Origin of the sequence: Bacillus sp. R86525 (assembly GCF_042466195.1) — a bacterium.
GTDB classification, from domain to species: Bacteria; Bacillota; Bacilli; order Bacillales; family Bacillaceae_G; genus Bacillus_A; species Bacillus_A nitratireducens.
On the sequence record NZ_JAXHPX010000007.1, the window covers coordinates 5,008,798 to 5,022,249 of the forward strand.

The window sequence follows — 13,452 nt, forward strand, 5'->3', positions numbered from 1 at the left end:
TCATCTACAAATAAAAGGGGTGAATACTATGCAACCTTCTGCTCCACCTCATCTAGAATCTACAGAAACTATCTTTTCAAGCTCTATTACAAAACTTGTTGTTTTTATTTGTTGGCTAGCCATTCTAGCTGACGGATATGATTTAGGTATTTACGGCGCCGTTCTGCCAAAGCTTCTAGAAGACAACAGCTGGGCACTATCACCAGCTCAAGCTGGAACAATTGCTAGCTATGCTCTATTCGGGATGTTTATTGGTGCTATTCTAGTCGGAACCATTACAGATTTAATTGGACGAAAGTGGACACTTATATGCTGTTTAGCTCTTTTTTCTATCACAATGGGCTTAGCTGCAATTGCTCCTTCTCCTGAATTATTTGGGCTATCTCGATTTATCGGAGGAATCGGATTAGGCGGTGTTATCCCAACGGCTTCAGCACTTACTGTTGAATATTCACAAAAAAAACGGCAATCTTTTATTTATGCTCTTATGTTTACCGGCTATCCTTTAGGTATCGTGTTAGGTGCTATTTTATCCATGTTTATGTTAGAAGATTTCGGATGGAGAATTATGTTTGGCATCGGAATGATTCCGCTACTCCTCATTCCTTTCATTATTCGTTATTTACCTGAGTCCATTCAATTTTTATTATCGCGAAATCGACAAGAAGAAGTGAATAAAATTCTTAATCGCTTTCAAATTGAATTCCATGTAAAAGATGAAATTCCTGAAACACCATCTAATATACAAAAGAAAAATGGATTTCTTACGTTATTCTCAAAAGAATACATAAAAGCAACGCTACTTTTTTGGATCACTTATATAATGGGAATGTTTTTAATATACGGTTTAAATACTTGGTTACCACAGATGATGCGCCAGGCAGGATATCCTCTTGGATCTAGTTTATCATTTCTACTTATGCTAAATATTACTGCAGCTATCGGCGCATTATTTGCTGGGGCGATTGCCGACCGTATAGGAGCAAAAATTGTTATTAGCATCTCCTATCTTATGGCAGCCATATGTATTGGACTGTTAACAATTCAACCATCTGTTACAATCATTTATCTTTTAATTGGTCTTGCTGGAATTGGATCAGTCGGTATTACTCAAATATTAAATGCTTATGTAACACAATACTTCCCATCACATATACGAGCTACCTCCTTAGGGTGGGGACTTGGACTTGGCCGAGTTGGTGCGATTGCTGGCCCTATTCTTGTCGGTATTATTATGACAATGCAATATGACTTGGCGTGGAATTTTTACTTATTCTCTTTTGCAGGTCTTATCGCAGCTATATCTGTTTTCTTTATTCCTACAAAATAAAGTGAGACTTTAATCAGCCCTCACCAATCAGGCGTTTACGGGCAGTTGACCTTCCACCTAACTTCTTCGCTCCAGCCGACTCTTGAGGTGGGATTCTTACTTCCCGTTAATGCAGGATAAAAAAGAGCACAAATTTACTTGTGCTCTTTTTTATTTACTTCAAACAACATGTTTCTAAATAATGTATTCAAACTCTCAATATCGATCCCTAATCCCTTTTCAATCCCTTTCACGTATTGCTGATAATAATCAATTTGTTCTTCTAAAAATTGATTTAACACCTGAATTTTCAATCCAACATCTAATTCCGTACCCGCTTTTTTCTTTACTAACAACTTCTCAATCTCATTCAATACACTACGTTCTATAGATAGTTCTATAAGTAATCGGTCAAATTCTATTGGAGGTAATGTCCCTTTCTCTTCTAGCCACTGACAAGCTAAAATAGGACGTAATACATAAAAGTACTTTTTCAACTTTACATTCTCGCCTTGCAAAAATTCACGATAATTTTTTGAAGCCATATGTAAGTAATGATATATCGTTGCTTTTGGATCAAAACTCTTTTCACTCATTTGCTGAAGCAGCTCTGGAAAGTTAGAGTTTTTCGAATAAAAAATTGGTGATCGAATCCACTCAAGTAAAGCTGGATTTGACTTCGCGAATAGTTGCAATGCCTTTTTAATATCCCAGCCACTTATATCTAAGTCATCACTAATCGGATATTCAATTACATCACGTTTATCATGAATTGATAAATACCATTCTACTGGATGTATATAAACAAACCTAACATCATAATCGCTATCTTTCGATGGGAATCCCCAAGCACGACTCCCTGATTCCACTGCAAATAAAATTTTCACATCATTCTCTTTTTCAATTCTTTCTAACTCTAATTCAATTTTCCCTCTCATTTCATACCATCCCCATTTTTTGATTATTTCCTTGGAAATTCGACAAATATACTGCTAATTTTACTACATACTAAAATAACTGCCAGAATTTTTCTGACAGTTTAACAAAACCTAATTTTTCTTTTCAGTTACAGTAGCGTTAATTCGTTCAAACTCTTTTTGAATTTCCTCTTTATATGCATCCACTTTTGAAAAATCCATAGCAGCAATATAAATTCGTTCTAATTTATCACGAACTGATTTTGCTTTTGCTAAGAAAGACATTGCCTCATTCATTTTTGCTTTATATTGAATGGAAACGTCACGAATTTCTGTAGCATACTTCTCATCCGTCCCCGGTTTAACAATAAGAGCATACATATCTATAATCTCATCACCTTCGCGACTTGGAAAATATTCATGTGGTGCGGTACTATCAAAAATTGCAAATCCTAATTCTCTTACGATAACCATATCAAGACTATTCGGGTCGAATCCACAATGATATACTTCAACATCAAAACCTTTTTCTTCTGCTGCCTTCGATAACTTTTTGAGCATTGTTGATTTTCCAGAGCCCGGGCGTCCTTTTATAAAATAACGATGTGGTAATCCTTCTGTTAAATTAGGAACAAAATCAACTGCTCCTTTCGGTGTAGCAGCTCCTAAAAAACGATGTTTCACAATCGATTGTTTCCCCTTTTTATCTGCAAATAATTTCTGAATTAGCTGATCTGTTAGTTCATTTGCTTTATTAAAATCAATGTTATTAATATATATTTTCTCCCACTCATCATGTATAACTAATGCCTCTTTAAAACATCCGTAAGCAGATTTGAAAGCCTTTCCCGCTTCTGATACAAACCGTTCAATTTCTAACTTCTGCTTTCTTAATTTATCTGAGTCCCAAGCAACTCCTAAATTTATATACTCTTCAATAACTCCTGGCATTTTCGGCTCAATAACATGCGGTGATGTTCCATCAACAATTCCTACTTTTAATTTCGGAATAATCACCCCATCAACTGACTTATTATCAGAAGAACAATGCAAAAGTTCAATATCATATCCTTTTTCAACCCATTCACGACCTATTGCCTTAATTAAAGAAGATTTTCCCGTTCCTGGACCACCCTTTAAAATAAACAACCTATCTAGCCCTTTTAAATTCTCTTCGTATAAATTATGAAATCCTCTAGCTGTATTGCCACCAGCATAATAATTTAATACATTACCTGTCACTGCACTCACTCCTTCGCAACAGTCTACTTACATAAGCTACAATATGCGAGCAACTTTATTTGGGTGAACACCTAATTTATATTGCGCGAAAAAAGGAAATGAATTACAATTTAAATATCGTAAATATTCCGAACTTTAAAATTAAATAAACCTTTATCAAGAGAGGCAGAGGGACCGGCCCTTTGAAGCCCAGCAACCTCAGTTTATAAAAACTGAATAGGTGCTAATTCCTGCAAAATGCATTGCATTTTGGAAGATAAAACTCAACTAGTATGTAAAGCCCATCTTTCTTGATTATGAAGGATGGGCTTTTTATTATTTGAAAAACATATATTGGAGGTATTTAAAATGAAAGTAATTGATCTATCACAAACGTTTGAAAATAATATGTCTCAATTTCCTGGAACACCAACAATCCAACTAGAAGCTATTACAAGCGTTGAAGAGACGGGATATCAAGTTACAGATTTCCATTCTGTCGTTCATGTTGGTACACATTGCGACGCTCCTGCACATTTTATTTCTGGTGCAACTACGATTGATCAATTGCCCCTTGATCAGTTTGTAGGTGAAGCAGTTCTCATCGATGTAACTCATGTTCAAGAGCGAAAACTGCCTAAAGAAGTATTGCATAATGCCGACATAAAAAAAGACGATATTGTCATTTTCCATTCCAATCTATCTAATAAATGGAATACAGAAGCTTATGAGAAAGAAGCATTCTATCTTTCTAAAGAATTAGCTGAAGAACTAGTTGAATTAAAAGTAAAATCGGTCGGTTTAGATTTTATTTCTCCTGATGAGGTAACGACAGCAACATCACCAATTCATCACATACTGTTAGGAAATAATATTTATTTAATTGAAAACTTAACAAATCTAGACGCTATTAAAGCGAAACGATTCTTTTTCTCAGCAGCACCTTTAAAAATTAAAGATAGTGATGGTGCTTTCGCAAGAGCATTCGCTGTTATTTTTTAAACAAAGCCTACAAAAAAGCAAAGGTCATTATTGACCTTTGCTTCTATATTTTTTATTTAAATTAAGGAAAAATTGTTCTACCCTAGGACGTACCCAAGCTAAATAATCTTTCTCTTTCTTCTTTGTACAAGCTATCTCTTCCCCATCTACCATTCCGACAAGTTCTAGCTCTAACAGTTGCCTCGTAAATGCTAATATATTTACTTCTTCGGCCGGATACTCTTCTTTTAATTTCGCCTCAATTTCGCCCAATAAAAAACCGTCACGCATCATTGCCAATGCATCAATCCAAAGTGGCGGCATTTCATATTTTTCTCCTGTAATTATATCTTTTACAATATAATTATTTTGCTCTTTTCGAAATTGAATCGTGTGTAAACATACAGTCGAATTTAATGTTAATTCCATCATACCACCCCTTTCATAATATCTGCATAGAAAAAAGGATGCGCGTGCACCCCATCTTTTCTTTTCATAACACTACCGAACCGTTACACGAGCTAAAAGCTCTATGTCGATATTTTCCTCCATTATAAACGAAGTGTTTTATAAAAAAAACCCTTCTTGAAACATTTTATAAAATGTTTATATTTACACAACAAGAACACTTTTCTGAAAAATACTTTCTTCTACTTCGCTACATCGTCGGTAAATAAATTTCCACTTTCGCTCCTACACCCATACTACTTTGAATCGTGATACTCCCTTGATGTTCTTTAATAATTTTATATGTAATCATTAAACCAAGCCCTGTACCATTCTCCTTTGTTGTGTAAAAAGCCTTTCCAATCTTCTCCAATTTCTCTGTCTCTATACCAAATCCTTGATCCTCGACAGAAATACACAAATACCCCTTAGTTTTTTCATATGCCCGAATATGAATGTCCCCACCTTCTGGCATTGATTCTATTCCGTTTTTAATAATATTTAATAACACTTGTTTTAATTGTTTATCATCACCATTTATAACGGGTAAATTTCCATCTACTCGCAAGTGAAATTTCACTTTATATTGAGTCGCATAACTTTCCATTAACTGTACAACATATAAAAGGATTTCCCGTATATTACACCATTCATAATTTGTTGGTTTTGGTTTTCCTAATAACATCAATTCGCTAACAAAACCGTTAATTCTCTCAATCTCTTGTAGCATTATTTCATAGCTAATCATATCTTCAGGGTTTCTTTCTTTTTGCATTTGCGTAAACCCTTTCAAAGCCGTTAATGGATTTCGAATTTCATGAGCAATTGTTGTAGACATAGTCCCAATAACAGCTAAATTTTCGGTCTCTTTCATATTGCTCATCATTTCAAACACTGTTCTTACATAGGACTGGAAACGTTTTAACAGAGAATGTGAAATAATAAAAAAGAATACACATAAAACAAGCGGAATCACAACTTTTATATCTTGCAATATCAACGTGAAAAATACATATTTTCCAATTACACTACAGGAAACGATATAAAAATATTTTCCATTCACGAAAATCGGTGCAAATAAAATTAAAAATATTTCAACCATATTTCCATTTTCAAAAACACGATCACTGTGTAAATAAATCATTAAGTTATTAATAAGGTCAATAAGCATGTACCCAATTAAAAATAAATATTTCACGAAATATACATAACCTTGTTTTTGAAGATATATTGAAATAGGAAATAAAGATATTACTAATATATATACCCCTATTCCCATACCACCTTCTGGCCACCCTACCCTTGCTTCATTAATATTCATAACGGGATAAGCGAAATGATATATAACGTCATATAAAAAGAATATAATATAGAATAATAATATAAATACTTTTAAAGCTTCTCTTTCTTCATAAATCAAGCTCTTGTATTTGTTCATATAAAAACTCCTCTTGATTAATGCAAAAAAACATTTCAAGTGTTATCTCTTTAAATTATAATTATGAAATTGCTTTCAGGGCAACATGTAACCTTCTAATACTAAAAGGAAGGAGATACAGCTCCTTCCTTTTCAGTCACAATTTATATCCATCTTACCCTATCATGTAGCAGTCCATCCGTAAAATCATTATGCCCTATTACAAAATCCTTCATATATAAATTTAAATATTCATCGTACTTACTTTCTGTATTTAATAATAATTCCTCAACATAATAAGCACCTTGTCCAAAGTGATCTAAAAGTAAACTACACAAACCTGCATAAATTCCGCACCCTACTTGGAAGTAAGTTGCATTTGTTTTATATTTATGAAAAACTTGGCTACTATTCATTACGTTATACATATACGTCTCGCTATTTTCATAAACGATTAATACACCGACTAGATCCTCTCCTGCAACCTCTTCTTCCGCTGGATTGAATACTTTACGATTCCAGTTCCATAACTCTTCCACTTTATCTAAGTTCTGTCTAATTACATTCGTTGTATACTCATTAATTCGATAAAGAAAACCAACCTCCATGTTAAAGTTTTTTCCTAAAATTAAAACTTCCTCATGTGGCATTAAGCAACCATAAAACTCTTTTTCTCCTAACTTCACTTTATACTCTGAAGCATATACATCCTCATAAAAATAAAGAGGACGATGATGACTCATATACATCGGATAACTCCATATCGCTTCGTCTAGAAATCGTTCTACTGCCCATGAAGCATAAAGTGTATGCGGCTTTATAAGTGCTATATCATTCAAAAACGACGTATCATGTTCTACAATATAGCATGCTCGTGGCTTTTCATTTGGCCGTTCTTTCATCAGTTCAACAACCATCCATTGAACAACACCTGGATTCATACCTGAACCTATAATCGCTCTTGTATTTGTAAATGTTTCTTTCTCCTTCTCAAACCTCGTATACCTTTCCGTAAGCTGAAAACCAAGTAAACTATCGTCTTGATCTACTGCCTCATTTTCCAAAGCTGAATTAATGTAACAAATGCCAAGGTCATTACAACAGCTCAGTACCCTAATCGTATCTGCGCCTGAAACATCAATAACAACCTTCGTTCTTTTTTCTTTTAAATGTTGTTTAAATTTGACTACATCTTGAAGATTTATTTCATATAAAAAAAACTGCTCTTTCAAATTTGGAAACAACTCATCATAATAACTTTTATCTTTTTGTTTTATATCCACCAAATGAAAATTCACATTCTTTATGACGTCATAAATTGGATCTTTTTCATTTACTACCGCTTGATTCAAAATTGCTAATACTGCTTTTGCTGCTCCACCAGCACTGCCAAGCAACGTAATCGAAAACGAATTTGGAAACTGCTCCACAAATAAAACCCCTTTAATAAAGTAGTTGAGCAGCACTTACTCAAAAAGTGAATTGAATACAATAAAAAATAGCTCGTACATCTTTTTTATAATATAGTACAAGATTACCTCTTTATAAGTAAAAACAGTAACATACTTATATATTCAATTCACTTTCCCCCTCATATCCAAATAACGGTAAAAAAATAGGCTCGACCTTTTCTTCCGCATATATAAAAGAAAAAGCCAGCCCTTTAAACTAGCCTACGGACAATGGACAGATTTCACATGTTGAATATTCACATACATTTTTGCGTCACGTGCTTTTAATATTTCAATATGTCCTTCATCAATTTTCGCCATCTTTCCGATTTTGTTATATTCCTCACCTAAATCAAAAACCATAATTTTCCCAGCCAATTTAATAAGCTGTTCTTCAAATGTTCTAGCTAAAGTAATATTTAGTGGATTTACGGGGAGTTCATTTTTGTTGAGGGAATAAGGTACTTGGTTCTCTTTATAAGGAATTAACCATTTCAAATGCTTTAAAGATATATATACCGTTTTATAAACCGGGCTATAAAAAACAATATAATCGTTCATTACACTTGTAACATAACCGTGTATTGGAGCATTTCCTGCCACATAAATTTCTGTAAAAATCCCTTTAGAAGTACTTAATACTTTTCTCAAAGAAATGGAAGGGGACTCCCTCTTAATTACAGAATCAACATCTGGTTTTGATATTTCTTCATCATGTGGTCTTAGAAATTTATAATATTGTACATGGTATAGGGATATATATACGTAGTCTTGTCCATTGTAAAGCACAACAATATCATTTCCTACGTCAATTAATACACCTTTAAATCTTTTTTCACCGATTAATTTAACGTATATATTTTCTCCAATATTTTTGTTCAGCTCATTCATCTATATCCTCCTTTCTATGAGATTGTACTTTTCTATCTTCCATTTCAAAAAAATAATCAGGGGCAATGTTCTGTCTTTTAATAGTAAGAGATCCTTTTCATATATCGTTCATAATTGTAGCGAACTATGAAATCGTTCTTTACTTCCAATCATAATGCCCCTCTTATTTATTAAACATTATTCATCTTCATTCTTTTTGCATTTCACTACTTGACTCACACTCTTAATATGATAATTAATTATATAGATAACTTCATCACTATTTACTAGTATAATACATTCTTCATGCACTTCACTTAATAAACCTTCTACACACTCTGGTCCACCGCGATTAATCTTTATCCACTTATACTTCAGGTCTTTTAATACATCCAAAAAAGTATCTTCATCAGAATAGAAACATGAACCATAGTAATCGTCACATTTTGTTTCTTTCACTTTCTTGACTAGACTCTTCACATGTTTCAGCTGATAATACACTACTTCTCCATGAGGTAATTGTAGTGTAAGGTAATCTTTTCCTAACGATAACAGTACACCTACTCGACTTTCTGGTCCGCGCAGATTTACTTTTACATTCTCACCGACTAAACCTTTAATTTGATCACAGCATAATACGCTCTCCAAGTTCGTATCCTCCTTCCTTATTATCTTCCTCTACTTGATTGTCTTTGTGCACGAGTTCGACCTGAATTATTGCTTTCACTGTTGCTTTCACTGTTACTTTCTTCGCTCTCTCCGCACACTACTGGGCTATAACTAACACTCTTAATATGAGCTATTGAGATTAATATAACTTCTTCTTTTACAATTAATGTCACATAATCACAAGAAACATCTTGTAAAATACCTTCAATTTTTTCTGGGCCACCCCGATTAATTTTCACCCAGCGATATTTGAAGCTTTGAAGTAGCTTTTCAAAGTCATCTTCATATTCCAACCATCCATAATCATCTGCTTCACAATCTTTCGTATTTTTTGTAACACTTTTTAGATGGCGAAGCTGATAGTAAGAAAGCTCTCCTTTTTCACTCTTTAATACAAAGTAATCCGAACATACTGCGACTATTATTCCTTTTTGAGATTCTGGACCACCCCTGTTTACTCTCACGTAAGATCCAATTAAGTCTTTCAAAAAATCACAATGAAATAAACTCACGAGAAAACCCCTTCCATTAATTTATAAGCTTTTGCACTGATAGTATATGTATCTGTACAGGTTATGTTCGCTATGTTTGTCCCCGCTATGAAAAAATATGCTTTTAACTAATAATACAAATCCCTATAAAATCTTCTTTCCCTTAAATTAACTCTAGGATTTCGGGTGATTTTTTCATATCTTCATACAAAAAGCCCCCGTATTAAGATACATTTCTGCATATCTTAATACGGGGGCTTTTCCTAAATTTAATCTTCGTCTTTAACATCCATATCTTCCGGAATTGGCTCATTTAATATTTCTTCCACTAATTGCTTATATTTCTCCATTTGTTCTAAATGTGTATTAAACTGTTCCTTGTTTAATAAATATTGCTCTCCATCAAACAGTGCACGAATTTTCTTTTGCTGAATTAAATCTTCAACATACGATTTGGGTAAATTCAAATATTCCGCAGCCTCTTCTATCGTTATATACAATGTGTTCATTCCTTTATAGTTTTTTCATATATATACTGTATCTTACTTTATTTTTGTAAACAAATAAAAAAGATTTTGTAAATACAAATTAAAAAGCAGGTAGATGCATTCCATATATTGTATAATAATATAGTAAGCATTTTTTAAAACTATAGAATGGTATTACCCATTTACACAAAGGAGAGTTAACATATGGCTACTCGTCACATCATTACAATGTTAGAAAAAACATTACGAGTTGAAACAGAAAATACAATTTCTCATCTATCTAAGTCTTTATCCGATCGTATTCTTTCACAAAGTGCAGCAGTACACGAAAGCAATTGCTATCATACAATTGGCGAATGGTACAAAAATCATTTCTTATTCCAGCAAGATGATTTCCTTTGGGCTAAATACGTTTTCTATGATGCATATTGTGAGGCTATAAAAAAACAAGGCCATCTTACAAAACGCGTTCGCCAAATATTAGAATCATTAGCTCGAAAACATGGAAAACAATACATTGCTTCTATACTAAATATGCCATTTCCGAATGAACAAGCAAAAGGGACAGCATAAACCAAGCCTAGATTCATTGTTTTCTAGAGAGATTACAAATAAAACGTTCATGTCACATGAACTAATGAAACCGGTGTCATGATAATGATTGCAGATATAATAAACAGGAAAACCCCCATTTACCTCTCTCGTCCATACGAATAGAGAAGTGAATGGGGGTGTACTTGTTCCTTTATCCCGCTATTTGTGGGCAGTAAGACTCCCACCTCAAAATTCAGCGAATGCGAGGGAGTTATGTGGGAGATCAACTGCCCGTAAAAGCCCAATTGGTGAAGGCTAATAATCAGTGGGGGGATGAACACCCCCCACTGATTAAAGTTTCACTTTATTATTTCATCATCTGCTTAATCAATTCTCGATTCCTCTTCTTAAATACTTCATTATGAGAAGAAACCATTCCGTACTCACTTGCATCTGGTTGAATAAATTGTTTCGCTTTATTCACAGCATTTCCAGCATCTTGGAATGCCCCTGCAATTAAATGTAATTTTCCGTCATGCTTTAAAATATCTCCAGCAGCATATAATCCATCTACCGAGGACTCACTATTTGCATTCCCTGCAATAAAGTAATTATCTACAATTGCGACATCTAGCTCACTATTTTCCAATAATGTAATGTCACGTTCATATCCATGATTAATAATAACTTCTTCGATAGATAACTGAGAAATCTCTCCCGTTTCATGATTTGTTAATTCTACATATTCAATCGCTTCATGGTTATCACCAGCAATTAATTTTGTAATCGATGTATTAAAGAAACATTCTGCTGAACTATTCATAAGTTGTTTTACTTGTGCTTCGTGACCAGATAATTCTTCTTTTCTATATGTTAAGTACACTTTTTTCGCGATTGGTTCTAATTCATTCGCCCAATCAATTGCAGAGTTCCCTCCACCTGAAATAATTACCGTTTTATCTTTGAAACGTTTTAACGATTTAACTGTATAATTTAAATTTGAGACTTCAAATCTCTCCGCACCTTCAATTGACAACTTTTGTGGATTCAATATACCACTCCCAGTTGCGACGATCACTGTTTTTGAAAAATGTTCTTCCCCAGAGCTTGTTTTTAATGTGAAAATCCCATCTTGATTACGAATAATTGATTCTATTTTTGTATTCAATACAACTTCTGGCTGGAATGTTAATCCTTGTTGTACAAGTTGCTCAATTAATTTCTCACCAGTAACCGGTAACAATCCGCCGATATCCCAAATCATTTTTTCTGGATAAACATGTATTTTACCACCTAACTGTGGTTGAAATTCTATTATTTTCGTTTTCATCTCTCTTAGTCCACTATAAAAAGCTGAATAAAGCCCCGCAGGCCCTCCGCCTATCACGGTTACATCAAACAATTCTTCTTGATTCATTCGTGTTCACTCCTCAGCTATTAGTCATTGATTATCATTCTCAATAAAATATAACCTGTTTCCGCAAAATTTACAATTAAAATTACTATTGACAATACACCTATATAAAATTATATTATTTAAAGAATCAATAGTGATAATCATTATCAATTTGTTAATTATTAGCAACTGTGAGATTACATCTTCTTTCATTAATATGGTCAATACTATATTGTGAAATCTCATATTCAAGACTTTTGTATTACCACTACTCTTTCAAAGAGATTGCAGTTAAACAATTTATTGTATATTACATATCATCTATCCAAAGGAGAAAGACGATGAAAAAATTATTTATTTCACTAACAGTTCTGTTCGTCCTTGTTATGAGTGCTTGTAGCAATGGTTCAACAGACAAGAAGAACGACGCAAAAGGTAAGAAATCAGAAACAATTACATACCAATCTGAAAATGGTAAAGTTGAAGTTCCAGCAAATCCACAACGTGTTGTTGTCCTATCATCATTCGCTGGTAACGTAATGTCATTAGGTGTAAATCTTGTTGGGGTAGATTCATGGTCTAAACAAAACCCACGTTTTGATAGCAAGCTTAAAAATGTTGCTGAAGTATCAGATGAGAATGTTGAAAAGATTGCAGAATTAAATCCAGATTTAATCATTGGTTTATCCAATATTAAAAATGTTGATAAGTTAAAGAAAATCGCTCCTACTGTAACATATACTTACGGAAAAGTTGATTACTTAACACAACACTTAGAAATCGGTAAATTATTAAATAAAGAAAAAGAAGCAAAAACTTGGGTTGATGATTTCAAGAAACGTGCACAAACAGCTGGAAAAGACATTAAAGCTAAGATCGGTGAAGATGCAACAGTTTCTGTTGTTGAAAACTTCAACAAACAGCTTTATGTATACGGCGAAAACTGGGGCCGTGGAACAGAAATTCTTTACCAAGAAATGAAATTAAAAATGCCTGAAAAAGTAAAAGAAAAGGCTTTAAAAGAAGGATACTACGCATTATCTACTGAGGTATTACCTGAGTTCGCTGGTGATTACTTAATCGTAAGTAAAAACAAAGATACTGATAACTCATTCCAAGAGACAGAATCATATAAAAACATTCCAGCAGTAAAAAATAATCGTGTATATGAAGCAAACATGATGGAATTCTATTTCAATGATCCACTTACATTAGATTTCCAACTAGACTTCTTCAAGAAGAGCTTTCTTGGTCAATAATA

Annotated in this window: 14 protein-coding genes and 1 riboswitch; of the genes, 4 read left to right on the forward strand and 10 right to left on the reverse strand. The window is 33.5% G+C overall.

Annotation, left to right across the window (positions count from 1 at the left end; all coding sequences use genetic code 11):
• The first annotated feature begins 28 nt into the window (after positions 1–28).
• Positions 29–1,330, forward strand: a complete 1,302-nt coding sequence (locus tag SJY24_RS28415; RefSeq protein WP_377867038.1) for an MFS transporter — start codon at positions 29–31, stop codon at positions 1,328–1,330.
• 134 nt (positions 1,331–1,464) lie between these two features.
• Here SJY24_RS28415 and SJY24_RS28420 read toward each other — a convergent pair whose 3' ends face one another.
• Complete coding sequence (locus SJY24_RS28420) at positions 1,465–2,247, reverse strand: nucleotidyltransferase domain-containing protein (RefSeq protein WP_377867039.1); 783 nt, start codon at positions 2,245–2,247, stop codon at positions 1,465–1,467.
• A gap of 111 nt (positions 2,248–2,358) precedes the next feature.
• Positions 2,359–3,468, reverse strand: a complete 1,110-nt coding sequence (locus SJY24_RS28425) for a PRK06851 family protein (RefSeq protein WP_377867040.1) — start codon at positions 3,466–3,468, stop codon at positions 2,359–2,361.
• Between the two features lie 150 nt (positions 3,469–3,618).
• Positions 3,619–3,731, forward strand: a riboswitch (SAM riboswitch).
• Positions 3,732–3,816: 85 nt separating this feature from the next.
• Here SJY24_RS28425 and SJY24_RS28430 point away from each other — a divergent pair.
• Positions 3,817–4,449, forward strand: coding sequence for a cyclase family protein (locus SJY24_RS28430; protein ID WP_377867041.1), 633 nt, complete (start codon positions 3,817–3,819; stop codon positions 4,447–4,449).
• A 27-nt stretch (positions 4,450–4,476) separates the two neighbouring features.
• Here SJY24_RS28430 and SJY24_RS28435 read toward each other — a convergent pair whose 3' ends face one another.
• The 7 genes from SJY24_RS28435 to SJY24_RS28465 all read right to left on the reverse strand — a co-directional run bounded on the left by SJY24_RS28435 (position 4,477) and on the right by SJY24_RS28465 (position 10,282).
• Entirely contained in the window at positions 4,477–4,857 is a 381-nt protein-coding gene (locus SJY24_RS28435; RefSeq protein ID WP_377867042.1) for a hypothetical protein, read from the reverse strand.
• Positions 4,858–5,086: 229 nt separating this feature from the next.
• Positions 5,087–6,313: an ATP-binding protein gene (locus SJY24_RS28440; protein WP_377867043.1), complete on the reverse strand. Its 1,227-nt coding sequence runs from the start codon at positions 6,311–6,313 to the stop codon at positions 5,087–5,089.
• A gap of 143 nt (positions 6,314–6,456) precedes the next feature.
• Positions 6,457–7,722, reverse strand: coding sequence for an S-adenosylmethionine decarboxylase related protein (locus SJY24_RS28445; RefSeq protein ID WP_377867044.1), 1,266 nt, complete (start codon positions 7,720–7,722; stop codon positions 6,457–6,459).
• A gap of 243 nt (positions 7,723–7,965) precedes the next feature.
• Positions 7,966–8,634, reverse strand: coding sequence for an LSm family protein (locus SJY24_RS28450; RefSeq protein ID WP_377867045.1), 669 nt, complete (start codon positions 8,632–8,634; stop codon positions 7,966–7,968).
• Between the two features lie 177 nt (positions 8,635–8,811).
• Positions 8,812–9,261 (reverse strand): spore coat protein, encoded by a 450-nt coding sequence (locus SJY24_RS28455; protein ID WP_377867046.1) that lies wholly within the window; start codon positions 9,259–9,261, stop codon positions 8,812–8,814.
• Between the two features lie 20 nt (positions 9,262–9,281).
• Complete coding sequence (locus SJY24_RS28460; RefSeq protein WP_002091282.1) at positions 9,282–9,794, reverse strand: hypothetical protein; 513 nt, start codon at positions 9,792–9,794, stop codon at positions 9,282–9,284.
• A gap of 248 nt (positions 9,795–10,042) precedes the next feature.
• Positions 10,043–10,282, reverse strand: a complete 240-nt coding sequence (locus SJY24_RS28465) for a helix-turn-helix domain-containing protein (RefSeq protein ID WP_029953170.1) — start codon at positions 10,280–10,282, stop codon at positions 10,043–10,045.
• A gap of 183 nt (positions 10,283–10,465) precedes the next feature.
• On the opposite strand from SJY24_RS28465, the gene SJY24_RS28470 reads away from it, so the two are divergent.
• Positions 10,466–10,834: a hypothetical protein gene (locus SJY24_RS28470; protein ID WP_071747242.1), complete on the forward strand. Its 369-nt coding sequence runs from the start codon at positions 10,466–10,468 to the stop codon at positions 10,832–10,834.
• A 328-nt stretch (positions 10,835–11,162) separates the two neighbouring features.
• Here the strand turns inward: SJY24_RS28470 and SJY24_RS28475 are convergent, their stop codons facing one another.
• Positions 11,163–12,212, reverse strand: coding sequence for an NAD(P)/FAD-dependent oxidoreductase (locus tag SJY24_RS28475; protein ID WP_044444295.1), 1,050 nt, complete (start codon positions 12,210–12,212; stop codon positions 11,163–11,165).
• Positions 12,213–12,532: 320 nt separating this feature from the next.
• On the opposite strand from SJY24_RS28475, the gene SJY24_RS28480 reads away from it, so the two are divergent.
• Positions 12,533–13,450 (forward strand): iron-hydroxamate ABC transporter substrate-binding protein, encoded by a 918-nt coding sequence (locus SJY24_RS28480; RefSeq protein WP_000732562.1) that lies wholly within the window; start codon positions 12,533–12,535, stop codon positions 13,448–13,450.
• Positions 13,451–13,452: the final 2 nt, after the last annotated feature.